The sequence below is a fragment of the Pseudomonas sp. GZD-222 genome (genome assembly GCF_049310525.1).
GTDB lineage: Bacteria > Pseudomonadota > Gammaproteobacteria > Pseudomonadales > Pseudomonadaceae > Aquipseudomonas.
Genome location: NZ_JBMOWO010000042.1, coordinates 67,177 through 83,883, shown reverse-complemented (window position 1 = coordinate 83,883; position 16,707 = coordinate 67,177). Strand labels below are relative to the sequence as shown.

Annotated in this window: 17 protein-coding genes and 2 pseudogenes; 5 read left to right on the top strand and 14 right to left on the bottom strand. The window is 61.6% G+C overall.

All coding sequences use genetic code 11. The features are described 5' to 3' along the window. Nucleotides 1–64: 64 nt before the first annotated feature. The 9 genes from ACO6VD_RS07410 to ACO6VD_RS07370 all read right to left on the bottom strand — a co-directional run bounded on the left by ACO6VD_RS07410 (nucleotide 65) and on the right by ACO6VD_RS07370 (nucleotide 6,697). The gene (locus ACO6VD_RS07410) at nucleotides 65–388 is read right to left on the bottom strand and encodes a DUF3392 domain-containing protein (RefSeq protein ID WP_285863107.1); all 324 of its coding nucleotides are present in this window, start codon (nucleotides 386–388) and stop codon (nucleotides 65–67) included. A gap of 9 nt (nucleotides 389–397) precedes the next feature. Then, nucleotides 398–1,612 (bottom strand): radical SAM family heme chaperone HemW, encoded by a 1,215-nt coding sequence (gene hemW / locus ACO6VD_RS07405; protein WP_422418015.1) that lies wholly within the window; start codon nucleotides 1,610–1,612, stop codon nucleotides 398–400. Continuing rightward, nucleotides 1,609–2,205 carry an RdgB/HAM1 family non-canonical purine NTP pyrophosphatase gene (rdgB, locus tag ACO6VD_RS07400; protein WP_400173713.1) on the bottom strand — a complete coding sequence of 199 codons (597 nt, stop codon included), beginning with the start codon at nucleotides 2,203–2,205 and terminating at the stop codon, nucleotides 1,609–1,611. The genes hemW and rdgB overlap by 4 nt, the downstream gene beginning before the upstream one ends. After that, complete coding sequence (locus ACO6VD_RS07395) at nucleotides 2,202–2,636, bottom strand: DUF4426 domain-containing protein (protein ID WP_422418013.1); 435 nt, start codon at nucleotides 2,634–2,636, stop codon at nucleotides 2,202–2,204. The genes rdgB and ACO6VD_RS07395 overlap by 4 nt, the downstream gene beginning before the upstream one ends. 24 nt (nucleotides 2,637–2,660) lie before the next feature. Beyond that, a complete protein-coding gene (gene metW / locus ACO6VD_RS07390) occupies nucleotides 2,661–3,281 on the bottom strand; it encodes a methionine biosynthesis protein MetW (protein WP_038997652.1) in 621 nt (206 codons plus the stop codon). A gap of 7 nt (nucleotides 3,282–3,288) precedes the next feature. Next, nucleotides 3,289–4,428: a homoserine O-succinyltransferase MetX gene (metX, locus tag ACO6VD_RS07385; protein ID WP_422418012.1), complete on the bottom strand. Its 1,140-nt coding sequence runs from the start codon at nucleotides 4,426–4,428 to the stop codon at nucleotides 3,289–3,291. 125 nt (nucleotides 4,429–4,553) lie between these two features. After that, on the bottom strand, nucleotides 4,554–5,144 hold the full coding sequence (locus ACO6VD_RS07380) for a YggT family protein (RefSeq protein ID WP_400174105.1): 591 nt from the start codon (nucleotides 5,142–5,144) through the stop codon (nucleotides 4,554–4,556). Nucleotides 5,145–5,154: 10 nt separating this feature from the next. Continuing rightward, nucleotides 5,155–5,973 carry a pyrroline-5-carboxylate reductase gene (gene proC, locus ACO6VD_RS07375; RefSeq protein ID WP_422418011.1) on the bottom strand — a complete coding sequence of 273 codons (819 nt, stop codon included), beginning with the start codon at nucleotides 5,971–5,973 and terminating at the stop codon, nucleotides 5,155–5,157. A gap of 37 nt (nucleotides 5,974–6,010) precedes the next feature. Further along, nucleotides 6,011–6,697 (bottom strand): YggS family pyridoxal phosphate-dependent enzyme, encoded by a 687-nt coding sequence (locus ACO6VD_RS07370; protein ID WP_422418010.1) that lies wholly within the window; start codon nucleotides 6,695–6,697, stop codon nucleotides 6,011–6,013. A gap of 66 nt (nucleotides 6,698–6,763) precedes the next feature. On the opposite strand from ACO6VD_RS07370, the gene ACO6VD_RS07365 reads away from it, so the two are divergent. Beyond that, nucleotides 6,764–7,792 carry a type IV pilus twitching motility protein PilT gene (locus tag ACO6VD_RS07365; RefSeq protein WP_422418009.1) on the top strand — a complete coding sequence of 343 codons (1,029 nt, stop codon included), beginning with the start codon at nucleotides 6,764–6,766 and terminating at the stop codon, nucleotides 7,790–7,792. Here the strand turns inward: ACO6VD_RS07365 and ACO6VD_RS07360 are convergent. Both ACO6VD_RS07360 and ACO6VD_RS07355 read right to left on the bottom strand, forming a co-directional pair. Then, nucleotides 7,789–8,214 (bottom strand): annotated as a pseudogene (locus ACO6VD_RS07360) (C40 family peptidase); the annotation flags it as partial. The gene ACO6VD_RS07365 and the pseudogene ACO6VD_RS07360 overlap by 4 nt on opposite strands. 92 nt (nucleotides 8,215–8,306) lie before the next feature. Beyond that, nucleotides 8,307–8,409: pseudogene (locus ACO6VD_RS07355) on the bottom strand (peptidase P60); the annotation flags it as partial. A 246-nt stretch (nucleotides 8,410–8,655) separates the two neighbouring features. On the opposite strand from ACO6VD_RS07355, the gene ACO6VD_RS07350 reads away from it, so the two are divergent. Then, nucleotides 8,656–9,075, top strand: a complete 420-nt coding sequence (locus ACO6VD_RS07350) for a TM2 domain-containing protein (protein ID WP_422418008.1) — start codon at nucleotides 8,656–8,658, stop codon at nucleotides 9,073–9,075. A 41-nt stretch (nucleotides 9,076–9,116) separates the two neighbouring features. On the opposite strand, the gene ACO6VD_RS07345 is transcribed toward ACO6VD_RS07350, so the two are convergent. The 3 genes from ACO6VD_RS07345 to ACO6VD_RS07335 form a co-directional block, all read right to left on the bottom strand. Then, on the bottom strand, nucleotides 9,117–9,806 hold the full coding sequence (locus ACO6VD_RS07345) for an SPOR domain-containing protein (RefSeq protein ID WP_422418007.1): 690 nt from the start codon (nucleotides 9,804–9,806) through the stop codon (nucleotides 9,117–9,119). Between the two features lies 1 nt (nucleotide 9,807). Continuing rightward, a complete protein-coding gene (gene argS / locus ACO6VD_RS07340) occupies nucleotides 9,808–11,544 on the bottom strand; it encodes an arginine--tRNA ligase (RefSeq protein WP_422418006.1) in 1,737 nt (578 codons plus the stop codon). A gap of 179 nt (nucleotides 11,545–11,723) precedes the next feature. Next, the gene (locus ACO6VD_RS07335; RefSeq protein WP_400174099.1) at nucleotides 11,724–13,943 is read right to left on the bottom strand and encodes a primosomal protein N'; all 2,220 of its coding nucleotides are present in this window, start codon (nucleotides 13,941–13,943) and stop codon (nucleotides 11,724–11,726) included. Nucleotides 13,944–14,111: 168 nt separating this feature from the next. On the opposite strand from ACO6VD_RS07335, the gene rpmE reads away from it, so the two are divergent. The 3 genes from rpmE (at nucleotide 14,112) to ACO6VD_RS07320 (ending at nucleotide 16,595) form a co-directional block, all read left to right on the top strand. Next, entirely contained in the window at nucleotides 14,112–14,324 is a 213-nt protein-coding gene (rpmE, locus tag ACO6VD_RS07330; protein WP_038615552.1) for a 50S ribosomal protein L31, read from the top strand. Between the two features lie 2 nt (nucleotides 14,325–14,326). Then, the gene (locus ACO6VD_RS07325; protein ID WP_422418005.1) at nucleotides 14,327–15,148 is read left to right on the top strand and encodes a thermonuclease family protein; all 822 of its coding nucleotides are present in this window, start codon (nucleotides 14,327–14,329) and stop codon (nucleotides 15,146–15,148) included. A 178-nt stretch (nucleotides 15,149–15,326) separates the two neighbouring features. Beyond that, nucleotides 15,327–16,595, top strand: coding sequence for a malic enzyme-like NAD(P)-binding protein (locus tag ACO6VD_RS07320; protein ID WP_422418004.1), 1,269 nt, complete (start codon nucleotides 15,327–15,329; stop codon nucleotides 16,593–16,595). The last annotated feature ends 112 nt before the right edge of the window (nucleotides 16,596–16,707 follow it).

Here is a 16,707-nt window from a genome sequence, read left to right as displayed (position 1 = left end):
TGAGAGCTGAGGGGGGGGCAGCCCTCCCTCCGGTGGTGGGGGGGTTTTTTTCCCCGCGATGCTTTTAGCGGCGGTCCGCAACTACGCCAATCAATACCAGCACAATCAGCAATACCGGCGCCAACGCATAGTTGTTGAACTGCGCCAGGCCTTTCACCACCCACGGCGTGGCATAGATCAGCGCCGCACCGCTACCGATCATCACCAGCAAGGCCATGAAGGGAACCCGCAAGGCGCCTGCCAGGCCGCCCAGGCGTTGCTCTACCCAGCCTTTGATGTCGGTGCCGAACAGCACCAGCAAACAGCCCACAAGCGCCAGTGAGATCTCCGACAGATTGCCGCGACTCCAGCGGGAAACAGTCGATAGCAGGTCGAGTACCAAGTCCATTCGCAATCCTTAGGTCAAGAAATACTGCAGCAGGTCGTTGAGGAACAACTGGCCCCGTGGAGTGGCGACCAGTCGCGTGGTTTCGACCTGCAAAAGGCCCTTTTGTTCGGCTTCACGCCGCGCCGCAGTCAGTTGTTCCAGCGCCAACCCTGTGCGCTGGCTGAACAACTCGGCGTCTACACCTTGGGTCAGGCGCAAGGCGTTCATCAGGAACTCGAACGGTAGCTCATCCACCGGCAGCAGCTTTTCGCCGGCCTTGAAGGCCTTGGCCGGGTTCAGGTAGTCCTTGGGCAGACGGGTTTTCCAGGTGCGCAGGATGCGCCCGTCCGGATGGCTGAGTTTGCCGTGGGCACCCGCACCGATGCCGATGAAGTCGCCGAAACTCCAGTAATTGAGGTTGTGCCGTGCAGCCCGGCCAGGCTGGGCGTAGGCCGAGACTTCATACTGGGTATAGCCGTGACTGGCCATCAGGGCCTGGCCGGCTTCCTGGATGTCCCAGAGGATGTCGTCCTCGGGCAGCAGCGGTGGCTGGTTCCAGAACACCGTGTTCGGTTCCAGGGTCAGCTGGTACCAGGAGAGGTGCGTAGGGTTCAGCGCGATGGCCTGGCGCAAGTCACCCAGGGCATCCTCCAGCGACTGATCGGGCAGGCCGTGCATCAGGTCGAGGTTGAAGTTGTCGAACCCGGCATTGCGCGCCATGTCGGCGGCGCGAATCGCTTCGTCACCGTTGTGGATGCGGCCCAGCGCTTCGAGTTTGGCCTGCTGGAAGCTCTGGATACCGATCGACAGGCGATTGATACCCAACTGCCGGTAGGCCTTGAACTTCTCCTGCTCGAACGTCCCGGGGTTGGCTTCCAGGGTGATTTCGATATCGCTGGCAAACGGTATGCGTTGCTCCACAGCCTGCAACAGCCGACCCAAAGCGCGGGCGCTGAACAGGCTGGGGGTACCGCCGCCGAAGAAGATCGAGCTGATCGGCCGGCCGTAGACCGCACTCAGTTCCTGATCGAGGTCAGCCAGCAGGGCATCGACGTACGCTTCTTCCGGCAGCTCCGGCGTAGCCGCGTGGGAGTTGAAGTCGCAGTACGGGCATTTACGCACGCACCAGGGGATATGGATGTACAGCGCCAGGGGCGGCAGCTGTGGCAAGGCCGCCCGCGGTGCTTGGGAAGTAAAGCCAGCCTCGCCCAGGTGCAGTGGCTGTGCCGGCGAACGATCGGTCATGCCAGGCCCAGACGTTGACGCAACAGGCTCATGGCACGGGCACGGTGGCTGATCTGGTTCTTGTCGGCGGGGCTCAGTTCGGCGCTCGAGCAGTTACGCTCCGGCACCCAGAACAGCGGATCGTAGCCAAAGCCGTGCTCACCGCTGGCCTCGGTCAGGATGCGACCGTGCCAAAGGCCTTCGCAGAGGATCGGCAGCGGGTCGTCGGCATGCCGGACCAGTGCCAGGACGCAAACGAACTGGGCGCCACGTTGTTCCTGTGGAACCTCTTTGAGCACATCGAGCAGCTTGGCATTGTTGGCCGCATCGCCCTTGCCGTCGGCGTAGCGCGCCGAGTAGATACCCGGGGCGCCACCGAGGAAGTCCACTGCCAGGCCAGAGTCGTCGGCCAGTGCCGGCATGCCGGAAATACGCGCAGCATTGCGCGCCTTGAGGATGGCATTCTCGACGAACGACAGGCCGGTTTCTTCCGGCTCGACGCTGCTGAATTCGCCAATGGAACGCAGTTGCACGGTATCACCGAGCATGGCCTGCAGTTCCTTGAGTTTGCCGGCGTTGTGGCTGGCCAATACGATTTGCTGAAAAGTCATCATTCGCCTGGGAAAAGCTCTTGGTTGAAACTGATGGTTTCGGTTTTGCCGCCAGTATCAACATTGATGGTGAAAGTACGGGTTTCCTGCTGCTCCACAGGGAACTGGGCGAGGTAGTAGATCGCACCTTGTTCGTTGACCTGCTTGAACTTCAGCGGGATCGAATTGCTGGTGAGGTCTTTGACGCTGCCGCTGACCTGGGTGACCACGGGCTTGCCGGCCTTGATCACCGAAATGTTGATCACGCCCTGATTCTTGCTGCGAACCAACTCGGCAGCTTTGGCGATATCCGGCTGCAGGAAGGTCGAGATGAAGGTGCTGTAGTGCACCGTGGTATCCCCGAACACCTCCTGGCGTTCGCCCTTGATGGCGTCGGCGGCGACTGCGCTCATGCTCAGGCAGGCAGTCAGTAAAAAGCTCAACAAGCGACCCATGATCGTTCTCCTCCAGTGTGCGGGTTAAACCGCGACCTTGTGTTCGGTAAGGCCGGGGCTGCTGACACGGTAAATGCCGATCTCCCCTAGAAGATTAGGCCATAGCTTGCTTGCCCACCCGTGGCGGTGCAAATGGTCGACGGCCAGACGGTCGAGGACCTGGGCGCGACGTTCGCTGCACAGCGCCTCGAAGTCTTCAAAGGTGCAGAAGTGAATGTTCGGCGTGTTGTACCAGGTATACGGCATGAAGTCCGAGACCGGCATGCGACCTTTGGTCGCCAGGTACCAGCGGCAACGCCAATGGCCGAAATTGGGGAAGGTAATAATGCACTGGCGGCCTACACGCAGCATTTCGTCGAGGATCCGGTCCGGGTACTCCACGGCCTGCAGGGCCTGGGTCATGACCACCACGTCGAAGCTGTTGCTGGCGAAATTGCCCAGGCCCTTGTCGAGGTCCTGTTCGATGACGTTGACGCCCTTGGCTACGCACTGGGCGATGTTGTCGGGGTCGATTTCCAGGCCGTAGCCGGCGACCTGCTTGTGGTCGCGCAGCGAAGCCAGCAGTTCACCGGTACCGCAACCGAGGTCGAGTACCCGGCTGCCGGCGGGGATCCAGTCTTGGATGATTTCCAGGTCGGCTCTCATAGCTTCCTCAGCAGACGATGCGGTTCATGTAGTTCGTGAATCCCGTGATGTAGCGCGGGGTCGGGATCAGGAAGGCATCGTGGCCATAGGGCGAGTCGATATCCAGGTAGCAGACGTTCTTGCGCGCGGCGATCAGGGCGTCGACGATCTCCCGCGAACGGGCCGGCGAGAAACGCCAGTCGGTGGTGAAGGACATCACGCAGTAGTCGGCGGTGACATTGGCCAGGGTCGCGGCCAGGTCGCCACCGTGGGCGGCGGCCGGATCGAAGTAGTCCAGGGCCTTGGTCATCAGCAGGTAGGTGTTGGCGTCGAAACGGCCGGAGAACTCCTCGCCCTGATAGCGCAGGTAGCTTTCGACCTGGAACTCGACACTGTGGAAGTCGTAGTTGAGCTTGTCGCTTTTCAGCTCGCGGCCGAATTTCTCGCCCATGGAGTCATCGGACAGGTAAGTGATGTGCCCAACCATGCGCGCCAGCATCAGGCCGCGCTTGGGGATCACGCCCTGGTCCTGGAACGAGCCGCCGTGGAACTCGGGGTCGGTGAGGATGGCCTGGCGGGCCACCTCGTTGAAGGCGATGTTCTGCGCCGAGAGCTTGGGTGCCGAGGCAATGTCCAGGCAGTGACGCACGCGATCAGGGTAGGTGATGGTCCACTGCAGCGCCTGCATACCGCCCAGGCTGCCACCGACGACGGCGGCCCACTGCCGGATGCCCAGGCGGTCGGCCAGGCGCGCCTGGCTGTGCACCCAGTCTTCCACGGTCAACACCGGGAAGTCGGCGCCGTAGGGCTTGCCGGTGAGCGGGTTGATGCTGCTGGGGCCGGTGCTGCCATTGCAACCGCCAAGGTTGTTCAGGCTGACCACGAAGAAACGATTGGTGTCGATCGGCTTGCCCGGGCCGATGCAGCTGTCCCACCAGCCCGGCTTGCGGTCGTCGGGGCTGTGATAGCCCGCCGCATGGTGGTGGCCGGACAGCGCATGGCAGATCAGCACGGCGTTGCTGGCCGCGCTGTTCAGGGTGCCGTAGGTTTCGTAGACCAGTTCATAGGTGGCCAGCGAGCGACCGCAGGCCAGGGCCAGGGGCTCGTTGAACTGTGCCAGTTGCGGTGTTACCAGACCGACCGAATCTTCGGGAAAGACAGTGGACATCGACCCTGCTCACGCTTAAATGAGGCGTAAGTCTAAAGACCGCGGGGGTGGGGGGCAAGGAGCGTATCGCGGGGCAAGCCCGCTCCCACAGTGCTTCTGTGGGAGCCGGCTTGCCCCGCGATAGATCAGACCAGCAAGCGCAGCATCTCCGGCATCCCGGTCATGGCCGCCAGGTTGTTGATGACCAGCATATCGATCAGTTTCAGCGCCATGAACGCCAGGATCGGCGAGATATCCAGGCCACCGAGGTTCGGCAGCAGGCGGCGGAACGGCGCCAGGAACGGGTCGCAGATCTGGTTGATCAGCTCGGCGCCCGGATTGTGGCTGCCCGGAGCAACCCAGGAGAGGATCACGCTGATGATCAGAGCGAAGAAGAAAATCTTCAGGAACAGTGCGGTAACGCCAATCATCGACCAGACCAGCAGTTGCAGCGGATTACCGGTGGTGCCGTAGGCCAGCAGCAGGGTCAGGCCCATGATCAGCAGCTGGACGATGATCGCCAGCAGCAGCGACGACATGTCCAGGCCGAACAGGCTCGGAACGATCCGGCGCATGGGCTTGAGCAGCGGCTGGGTAGCGCGCACGGCGAACTGGCTGAGCGGGTTGTAGAAGTCGGCACGAACCAGCTGCAAGATGAAGCGCAGCATGATGATCAGCAGGTAAAGACTGCCCAGGGTTTGCAAAATGTAGATGGCAGCGGTGTTCAATCCGATCATGTTCGGCTCCTTAGTTGCCCAGTTGTTCGGCCATCTCGGCCGAGCGGTGTGCGGCAGCGCTCAGCGCTTTCTCCACCAGCGCTTCGAATCCATCGGCCTGGAACGACTTGATCGCCGCTTCAGTGGTACCGGCAGGGGAGGTGACGCGGCGACGCAGTTCGGCGGCGTCGACGTCGCTGCTGACGGCCATGTGCGCAGCACCCAGCGCGGTTTGCAGGGTCAGTTTGGCTGCGGTTTCGCGTGGCAGGCCAAGTTTTTCACCGGCTGCGGTCATGGCTTCGATCAACAGGAAGAAATACGCCGGTCCGCTGCCGGAGACGGCGGTAACGGCGTCCAGCTGTTGTTCGCTGTCCAGCCACAGGGCAATACCCACGGCCGACAGCAGTTGTTCGGCCTGCTGGCGTTGCGCCGTAGAAACCTCGCTGGTGGCGTACAGGCCGCTCACGCCCTGGCGCAGCAGCGCCGGGGTGTTGGGCATGCAGCGTACGATCGGTTGCGCACCGAGCCAGTTGTTCATGCTGGCGCAGGTGATCCCGGCGGCAATGGAAACCACCAGTTGCTCGGGCTTGAGGCTGGGTTTGAGTGCTTCGCACACGGCTTTCATGGCCTGGGGTTTGACCGCCAGCACGACAACGTCGGCGCCGTCGACGGCCTGGGCATTGTCGGCGAACAGTTCAATACCGTGCTCGGCATGGACTTTCGCCCGCTGCTCGGCACCCGGATCACTGGCGCGGATCTGTGAGGCGTCCAGGCCCTGGGCGCGCAGGCCGCCAATCAGGCTGGCCGCCATGTTGCCGGCGCCGATAAAGGCAATACGAGTCTTGCTCATGTCAGGTCCTTTAGGAAAAAGTTGAAAAAGGCATAGGTCAGGGCTGGCCGTAGTCACGCGCGCCAAACAGCGCAGTGCCGATACGCACCCAGGTCGCGCCCTGGGCAATTGCCGCTTCCAGGTCGTGGCTCATGCCCATGGAAAGGGTGTCCAGGTTCAGGTCCAGGCTGGCTTGCAGCTCGCGAACCCGGGCAAAGGCGGCTTCCTGAGCGAGGCGATCGTCGGTCGGCTCGGGAATCGCCATCAATCCGCGCAGCCGTAGTCGCGGCAAGGCGGCGATGGCAGTAGCCAGCGCGGGCAGGTCTGCGGGCGTGCAACCGGATTTGCTGGCCTCGCCGCTGACGTTCACCTGCAGGCAAATATTCAGCGGCTCAAGGCCCTCGGGTCGTTGTTCGGACAGGCGTTGGGCGATTTTCAGGCGGTCCACGGAATGTACCCAGTCAAAATGCTCGGCAATCGCGCGAGTCTTGTTCGACTGAATGGGGCCGATGAAGTGCCAGGTCAAGGGCAGGTCGGTCAATTCGCCTTGTTTGTTCAAGGCTTCCTGCAGGTAGTTCTCACCGACATCGCGAACCCCGGCGGCGAAGGCTTCACGCACGGCGGCGGCAGGTTTGGTCTTGCTCACCGCCAGCAGGCGGATGTCGGAAGATGCGCGTCCAGCGGCTTCGGCGGCAGCGCTGATGCGTGCGGCGAGCGTGGAAAGGTTGTCTGCTATGGTGGACATTGATCGATGCCAGCGGCTCTTTGGGTCTGCGGCATTCTACCTGCTTGGCAGCCTTTGGGGAGTCTCATGGATGTGACTGAACTGTTGGCCCCGGCAATAAAGGCCGGGGCCTCGGATATACACCTTGCGGCAGCAGAGGTGCCGGCCATGCGCGTGGAGGGGCGCGTGTGCCGTCTGGATTTACCGCAGTTGAACACTGAGCAGGTGCTGACGCTGCTGGGGCAACTGATGACTGAGGGGCAGAAAAAGGATTTCGAAACGCTTCAGGACGTCGATTTCTCTGTTGCCGTACCAGATCTGGCGCGCTTTCGGGTCAATGCGTTTATTCAATGCAGAGGCCCTGCAGTGGTGCTTCGGGTGATTCCGAACCGGGTGAGCAGCCTTGCCGAGCTGGGCCTGGGCCGCGTGTTTGAGCAAATTGCCGAGCTGCCTGCGGGGTTGGTACTGATCACCGGTCCCTCCGGGTCGGGCAAGTCCACTACCCTGGCCGCGTTACTTGATCACCTGAACCGTGAGCGGCAACTGCACATCATCACCCTCGAAGACCCCATCGAGTTTATCCACAGCCCTCGTCGCAGTCTGATCAGCCAGCGTGAAATAGGCAGACATAGCCGTGGCTTTACCGAGGCTTTGCGCGGCGCGCTGCGTCAGGACCCGGATGTGATCATGCTCGGTGAGCTGCGCGATGCGCAGAGCATACGATTGGCCCTGACTGCGGCTGAAACCGGGCACTTGGTGCTGGCGACCGTGCACGCAGGCTCGGCGGCCAAGACCATCGACCGGCTGGTGGACGTTTTTGCCGCTGAGGAAAAACAACTGGTCCGCGCCATGCTGGCCGAAGCCCTGCAGGCGGTGGTGTCGCAGGTTCTGGTGGAGAAGTCCGGCGCAGGGCGGGTGGCCGCTCACGAGATACTGCTGGCCACGCCGGCGGTGCGCAACCTGGTGCGCGAGGGCAAGGTGGCGCAGCTGTATTCGGTGATGCAAGCCGGCGGCGCGCTGGGTATGCAGACCCTGGACAGTTGCCTTCAGGGCTTGGCGACACGGGGAGTGATCAACCTTGAAAGTGCCCGCTTGCTGGCACATGAATGGCGTTAGCGCTTGGCCAGGGCCAGCTGCTGGCTTTTCGGTAGGACACGCTTGGCAACGACATAGCGGCTGCGCCAGTAGGGCTTGTTCAGGGTGTCGATGCTGACACGCTTGCCGGTGCGCGGGGCATGGATGAAGCGATCGTTGCCCAGGTAGATGGCAACATGGTTGACCCGCCGACTCTTGATGTTGAAGAAGATCAGGTCGCCGGGCTTGAGGTCGTTGCGATCGACCTTCACGCCGTGACCCTGGGCCATGGCGTTGGAGGTGCGAGGCAGGTCGACTTCATCGATGTCGTTGAAGGCGTACTTGACCAGGCCGCTGCAGTCGAAGCCTTTGCTCGGGCTGCTGCCGCCCCAACGGTACGGGGTGCCGAGGACGTTGACGGCGCGACTGAGTACATCGCTGCTCTGTTCGGGCGACATCGAGGCGATCGGCAGGCTCGGCTGGTTGCTGCGCGACCGATGCTGGGCTTTGCTGCTGACATTCTTGTTCGAACGCGCAGCCGCGGAATAAGTGGACTTGGTGGAGAAACCGTTGGGTAAACGTTGCTCACGGTTGGTGGCGTGGGCGGCCAGTGGCAATAATAGGCAAAGGGTCAGCCATGTCTTGAAAAAATGACGCATGGGCAGGGCTCTTGTTGGTTAGCGCGAAACTTTATAACAGCTTTTTGGTCAATTTCTGATCCGTCTGTCGATTGCAACGACCGCGAAAACCGGCCACATTGCGGCAAAAAAACATAAATAAAGCGCGCAGGCCAGGCAGGATAGGCCTTTGCGCGAAGGGGTGGGGCCAATTGCCACACGTCGGCTCGTCACCAGAAAGTCACATTTTTTCTTAGAAAATTTTTCGATAACCCGCAGAGGCTATGAATGAACAGTTATCAACAGGACGGACAGCTGCATGACACTCACAGCAAAGTGATCGGTTATCTGCTGTGGATTTTGGGTTTCACCGGCGCTCACCGTTTCTACTACGGCAAGCCGGTCACCGGGACGATCTGGTTCTTCACCCTGGGCCTGCTGGGTATCGGCTGGCTGATCGACCTGTTCCTGATTCCGGCGATGGACCGCGAAGCCGACCTGCGCTTTCATGCCGGCCCTCTGGACTACAGCCTGAGCTGGATCCTGCTGACCTTCCTGGGCATTTTCGGCGTGCACCGTATGTACCAGGGTAAATGGATCACCGGGATCATCTACCTGTTCACGGGCGGGCTGTTTCTGGTGGGGGTCTTGTATGACTTCTGGACGCTGAACACCCAGGTGTCACTGGCCAACGCCCAGCGGCGTTGAACGCGCTGGCCTTGCCGTTGCCGGCAAGGCCATCTGCGGGATTACTGGCGGGTCTGGCGCTGCTGCAGCAACAGGTTGCTGAAGCCGCTGCCGGCCAGTTGTTTCTGAGCCACGGTCAGCTGCTCGCGATTGCTGAACGGGCCGACCAGCACCCGGTACCAGGTTTCGTCCTTGACGGTACCGGACTCCACCTTGACCGCCTGGCCGAGCAGAATGATCTGCGCGCGGACCTTGTCGGCATCTGCCTGTTTTCGGAACGAACCGGCCTGCAGGAAGAACTGCGTGGTGGCCGCCGGCTTGATCACCGGTGGCGCCGGTGGTGGCGTCTGCCCCATCAGCGCTGCCTGGGCCCGTGCGGTATCGATCTTCGCCGCTTCCGCCGGGGTGACCGGCGGTTGTGCCGGTACCGGTGGGGTCTTCTCCGGTACGGCTTCAGGCGGCACGATCACTTCAGACTCGGGCAGCAAGGTATAGAAGTCGTACTTGGGCTTGACCGGTTGTTGCGGGCTTGGCGCGGTCTTGTTGGCTTCGGCGGCCTTCTCGGCTTTCTGCTGTTCAGGCTTGCTGCGCTTGACCTCTTCGTTGCCCGGCTCAAGTTTCATCAGAAAAACGACGAAGGCGCCGACGGTCAGGCCGATCGCCAGCCACAACCAGCCCGGAATCGGTTGCTTTGCCGGGGCCTGGTTGCGGCTGGCGCCGCGCTTGGGTGCAGGTTTTTTCTTGGCAGCCAACTTACATACGCTCCAGGGTTTCCAGGCCGAGCAGCTCCAGACCTTGCTTGAGGGTACGGCCAGTCAGGGCGGCCAGGCGCAGGCGGCTCTGCTGTTGTTCGGGCGTTTCGGCACCCAGGATCGGGCAGTTCTCGTAGAAGCTGGAGAACAGGCCGGCGACGTCGTACAGATAGGCGCAGAGTACGTGCGGGGTACCTTTTTCGGCGACGTTGTTCAGGATTTCGCCGAACTGGGCCAGGCGCGCGGCCAGATCTTGTTCCTGGGCGGCTTGCAGAACGATCTGACCGTCCACTTCCTCGAAGTTTTTGCCCAGCTTGCGGAACACACCGGCAACGCGGGTGTAGGCGTACAGCAGGTACGGCGCAGTGTTGCCTTCAAAGTTGAGCATCAGCTCGAAGTTGAAGCTGTAGTCGCTGGTACGGTGCTTGGACAGGTCGGCGTATTTCACCGCATCGATGCCGACCACCTGGCCGATAGCGCGCAGTTCGTCTTCTGGCAGCTCCGGATTTTTCTCTTTGACCAGGGCGTAGGCGCGCTCCTTGGCTTCGGTGAGCAGGTCGATCAGCTTCACCGTGCCGCCGTCGCGGGTCTTGAACGGGCGGCCATCGGCGCCGTTCATGGTGCCGAAGCCCATGTGTTCCATCTGCATCGGGTGGCCGACGAAGCCGGCAAGGCGGGCCACTTCGAACACCTGGTTGAAGTGCAGGGCCTGACGTTGATCGACGAAGTACAGGGCGCGATCAGCGTTGAGTACGTTGCTGCGGTAGCGGATGGCAGCCAGGTCGGTGGTGGCGTACAGGTAGCCGCCGTCGGCCTTCTGTACGATTACCGGCAGTGGCTCGCCCTCGGCATTCTTGAATTCGTCGAGGAACACGCACTGGGCGCCGTTGCTCTCGACCAGCAGACCCTTGGCCTTGAGGTCGGAGACCACGTTGGCCAGGTCGTCGTTATAGGCACTTTCACCCATGACGTCGGCCATGGTCAGTTTGACGTTGAGCAGTTCGTAGGTTTTCTGGCAGTGCGACAGCGAGATGTCCTTGAAGCGGGTCCACAGCTTCAGGCATTCCTCATCACCCGCTTGCAGCTTGACCACCAGGCCGCGAGCACGGTCGGCGAACTCTTCCGACTCGTCAAAACGCTTTTTCGCGGCGCGGTAGAAGTTTTCCAGATCCGACAGTTCGTCGCTGGTGATTGGGTTTTCCTGCAGGTAAGCCATCAGCATGCCGAACTGGGTACCCCAGTCGCCAACGTGGTTCTGACGAATCACGGTGTCGCCAAGGAATTCCAGAACGCGCGACACAGCGTCGCCGATGATGGTCGAGCGCAGGTGACCGACGTGCATCTCTTTGGCCAGGTTAGGCGCCGACAGATCGACCACGACCTTCTGCTGCGGGCCGGCCTTGCTGACGCCGAGCTTGGCATCGGCCAGCGCGGCATCCAGGCGAGCGGCCAGAGCCTGGGTATTCTGGAAGAAGTTGAGAAAGCCCGGGCCGGCGATCTCGACCTTGCTGACCTGCTCGTCGGCAGGCAGCGCGGCAATGATTTTCTCGGCCAGGTCACGCGGCTTCATGCCGGCCGGCTTGGCCAGCATCATCGCGATGTTGCTGGCGAAGTCGCCGTGGGTTTTGTCCCGGGCGTTTTCCACCTGGATCGCCGGCGTCAGCCCTTCAGGCAACACACCGTCGGTGACGAGTTGGGTGAGGGCTTGCTGGATAAGCTGGCGAATGGTGTCTTTCATGGGCTTCTCTTTCGACCGCAAGCGCGGCGGCGCTTCGATGCGCAGGTGGAAAAACTGGACATTATCCGTTGCCGGGGCGAGGTTGCCAACCTTTGGTGTCGCAAGTACACCGCAGACCTGTAGGAGCGAATTTATCCGCGAAGGGTGTTCGCGGATAAATCCGCTCCTACAAAGGTTCATCAATACAGATCCACCGGATCTACATCCAAAGACCAGCGTACCTGGCGCCCGGACGGCATTTGTTCCAACAGTAGCAACCAGGCACTGATCAGTCGATGCAAAGGCGCCCGTGCATTGGCCTGGAGCAATAGTTGTGCACGAAAACGTCCCGCGCGTCGTTCCATCGGTGCCGGAACCGGGCCGAGCAGCTCGATGCCCTGCAGGTTGTGTTCGGCAAGTAGCTGTTCTGCTGCGCTGCAGGCTTCGTCGAGGAAACCTTCGGCCTGTCCCGGTTTATGCGCTTCAGCCCGCAGCAGGGCCAGGTGGGCGAACGGCGGAAGACCCGCTGCACGCCGCTCGCTTAGCGCTTGCTCGGCGAAGGCGAAGTAACCCTGTTCGGTCAATTGCACCAGCAGCGGGTGGTCAGCCAGATGGGTCTGGATGATCACCTTGCCGGGCTCCTCGGCGCGTCCGGCGCGACCGGCAACCTGCACGATAAGCTGGGCCATGCGCTCGCTGGCGCGAAAATCACCGGAAAACAGGCCGCCATCAGCATCGAGAATCGCCACCAGCGTCACCCGCGGAAAGTGGTGTCCTTTGGCGAGCATCTGAGTGCCGACCAGAATGCACGGCTGGCCGCGCTGGATGGTGGCGAACAGCTGGTTCATGGCGTCTTTGCGCGAGGTGCTGTCGCGGTCCACGCGTAGCACCGGAAAGTCGGGAAAAAGAATGCTCAGGCGTTCTTCCGCCCGCTCGGTGCCGGCGCCCACCGGGCGCAGGTCGACCTTGTTGCATTGCGGGCATTGGCGCGGCACGCGCTCGTCGTATCCGCAGTGGTGGCAGCGTAGTTCGTTGGAGCGCTGGTGTACGGTCATGCGCGCATCGCAGCGCGGGCACTCGGACATCCAGCCGCAGTCGTGGCACAACAGGGTCGGGGCAAAACCGCGGCGATTGAGGAACACCAGTACCTGTTGGCCGGCGGCCAGGGTCTGGCCGATGGCCTGTTGCATTGGCCCGCTGATGCCGCTGTCCAGTGGCCGGCTCTTCACGTCCAGGCGCAGGAAGCGCGGTTGCTGGGCGCCACCGGCGCGCTGATTAAGGCGTAGCAGGCCATAGCGGCCACTGTGGGCGTTGTGCAGGCTTTCCAGTGATGGCGTTGCCGAACCCAGTAAAATCGGGATGTTTTCCTGGCGCGCGCGCACCAGGGCCAGGTCGCGGGCGTGGTAGCGCAGGCCTTCCTGCTGCTTATAGGAGCCGTCGTGCTCCTCGTCGATGATGATCAGACCGGGGTGCTTCATCGGCGTGAACAGCGCCGAGCGGGTGCCGATGATGATGTCGGCCTCGCCATCGCGGGCTGCCAGCCAGGCGTCCAGGCGTTCACGGTCGTTGACCGCCGAGTGCAGCAGGGCGATGCGGGCGTTGAAACGCTGTTCGAAGCGCGCCAGGGTCTGCGGCCCGAGATTGATCTCCGGGATCAGGATCAGCGCCTGCTTGCCGGCCTCCAGGGTTTCGCGGATCAACTGCAGGTAAACCTCGGTCTTGCCGCTGCCGGTAACACCGGCCAGCAGGAAGGCATGAAAACTGTCGAAGCCTGAGCGCACAGCGTTGAAGGCGGCACGTTGTTCGTCGTTCAGGGGCAGTTCGGGTTGTGCCAGCCAGTGTTCATGGCGCTCCTGGGGCAGGTGGCGGCGCACCTCGACCTGAACCAGCTCCTTGGCCAGCAGCAGGTCGAGGCTGTCCTTGCTCAGCATCAGTTTGCTCAACAAGGTATGTGCGACCCCGTGAGGGTGTTGCGCCAGTGTCGCCAGGGCCTCGCGTTGGCGCGGAGCACGGGCGATGCGCGGATCGTCCTGGCGGGCGCCCGGCGCAACTTGCCAGAAACGTTCCTGGCGGGCTTCGGCCGGTTCGCCCTGGCGCAACAGCACCGGCAAGGCCCAGCTCAACGTGTCGCCAAGGCTGTGTTGATAGTACTGGGCTGTCCACAGGCAGAGCTTGAACAGGGCCGGGGGCAGCGGCGAAACCGGGTCGAGCAGAGCGATTGCAGGCTTGAGTTTGTCTGCCGGGACTTCGCTCTTGTCGGTGATTTCGATCAGGATGCCGATCATTTCCCGTCGCCCGAACGGCACGCGAATACGCATGCCCGGGCTCAGCGCCTGGCGTGCCATGCTCGCCGGGGCCCTGTAGTCGAACAGCCGCCGCAGGGGCGAGGGCAGGGCGAGGCGCAGAATGACGTCGGACACGCGATGAGTTCTCTGAAGAGGATTTCCAAGACCCGGCGAGCCTAGCAGACGACAGCCGGTGCAAGCGACAACTTGCGTTGCCTGGATGCTCTGGTATTATTCGCCGCCTAATTACGTGCGGTATTCAACAATGGTGTTGGGTGGCGGCACGCAGTCGAGGAAGTGACCATGAAGCCAGAAATTCACCCGAATTATGAAGTAATCGCAGTCACCTGCAGCTGCGGTAACAAGTTCGAAACTCGTTCGACCCTGTGCTCCCCGCTGGGTACCGACGTATGCAACGAGTGCCACCCGTTCTACACCGGTAAGCAGAAGACTCTGGATACCGGCGGCCGCGTCAAGCGCTTCGAAGACCGCTTCGCAGCGTTCGGCAAGAAGTAAGATTGCGCGTAGCCGGCCCGATGGGTTTGGCAATGCTGCTGAAAAAGGCGTCCCTCGTGGGCGCCTTTTTTGTGGGCGCAATTTGGCAACTGCCGGCTCTGGCCTTCTGCCCGCTACCGGTTGATCCACAGGTTGTCAGTGTGCGCCAAGTGGTCGATGGCGATACCTTGCGTCTGAATGATGGCCGCAGCGTGCGCCTGATCGGTATCAATGCCCCGGAGATCGGCCGCAAGGGCCGTACCAGTGAAGCCTTCGCCGAGGCTGCGCGCCAGCGTTTACAGGCCTTGGTCAAGGGGAGCGGCGGCCAGGTCAGCCTGGTCCCGGGCGTCGAGTCGCGTGACAAATACGGACGCACACTGGCGCACGTCTACGGCCGCTCTGGCGACAATTTTGAAGCACAACTGCTTAGCGAAGGTCTCGGTTACCGGGTCGCGGTGGCGCCGAACGTGTCGCTGAGCGGCTGTCAGCAGCAGGCTGAAAACGCCGCTCGTCAGGCGGGCAAAGGCCTGTGGCGGCAATCGCCGCTGACGCCGGCCAGCCAGATTCGGCAGTCCGGCTTTGCGTTGATCAGCGGCAAGGTTCAGGGTATCGAGCGCAATCGCGGGGGCATCTGGATCGAAATCAATGATTCGCTGGTGCTTCAAGTGCCTGCGCGTTTGCAGCGCAACTTCCCGACTGCTTTTCTCAATGATCTGAAAGGTCGATCCATCGAAGCTCGCGGCTGGGTGCTGGATCGTTCCCGCAAAGGCGGTCTGAAACCTGGGCAGCAGCGTTGGCTGCTGCCGTTGACCGACCCTTCGATGCTGGAACGGGTCGAAAGATAAAATATTGTCTACATTTTTTATTTCGATTGTACACATCGAAACCCTTGCAGGCCGCGGCTCTTGGCGGAAAGTCGTAGGTTAAAGGCCTTGACACAAGTGACCGACCAGTCTTGTCGGCCCATTGCTCTTTGCGTATCCTCGGCGGTCCGTCAGAACAGTAAATAGCGGAATGCCCACCATGTCAGATTTGAAAACCGCCGCTCTCGAATATCATGCTCAGCCTCGTCCGGGGAAACTGAGCGTCGAGCTCTCCAAACCTACCGCGACTGCTCGCGACCTGGCGCTGGCCTACAGCCCCGGCGTGGCCGAGCCGGTACGCGAAATTGCTCGCGACGCAGAGCTGGCGTACAAGTACACCGGCAAGGGCAATCTGGTAGCAGTCATTTCCGACGGCACCGCCATTCTCGGCCTGGGCAACCTCGGCCCATTGGCGTCCAAGCCTGTCATGGAAGGCAAGGGTGTTCTGTTCAAGCGTTTCGCTGGCATCGACGTATTCGACATCGAAGTCGAATCGGAGAGCCCGCAGGCTTTCATCGACACTGTCCGCCGCATTTCCATCACCTTCGGTGGCATCAACCTCGAAGACATCAAGGCACCTGAGTGCTTTGAGATTGAACGCACCCTGATCGAGCAGTGCGACATCCCGGTTTTCCACGATGACCAGCACGGTACCGCTATCGTCACCGCGGCCGGCATGATCAACGCCCTGGAAATCGCTGGCAAAACCCTGGCCGACGCCAAGATCGTCTGCCTGGGTGCCGGTGCTGCCGCCATCTCCTGCATGAAACTGCTGGTGAGCATGGGTGCACAGATCGAAAACATCTTCATGGTTGACCGTACTGGCGTGATCCACGCTGGCCGTGACGACCTGAACCAGTACAAGGCAGTGTTTGCCCACGCTACCGACAAGCGCAGCCTGGCTGATGCCCTGGACGGCGCTGACGTGTTCGTCGGTCTGTCCGGTCCGAACCTGCTGAGCGCCGAAGGCCTGAAGTCGATGGCGCCAAACCCGATCGTCTTCGCCTGCTCCAACCCTGATCCGGAAATTTCTCCAGAGCTGGCGCACGCTACCCGTAGCGACGTGATCATGGCCACCGGTCGTTCCGACTACCCGAACCAGGTCAACAACGTACTGGGCTTCCCGTTCATCTTCCGTGGTGCTCTGGACGTTCGCGCCAAGCGCATCAACGAAGAAATGAAGATCGCTGCTGCCAACGCCCTGAAAGACCTGGCCAAACTGCCGGTGCCGAAGGAAGTGTGCGCAGCCTACGGCGTCGACGCGCTGGAGTTCGGCCGTGAGTACATCATTCCGAAGCCAATGGATGCCCGTCTGATCACCGTCGTCTCCGATGCTGTAGCCAAGGCTGCCATCGAAACCGGTGTGGCGACCCTGCCGTATCCGAAGAACTACCCGCTGAAAAGCGTGGATGACGTGTTCAACGGCTGAGCCGTTGTAGCGTTGTAACAAAAAGCCCCGGCTCGTGAGAGCCGGGGCTTTTTTGTTCCATTGGCATAACCATGTGTTGCGGTACCACACCCCCGGTGGGAGCGGGCTTGCC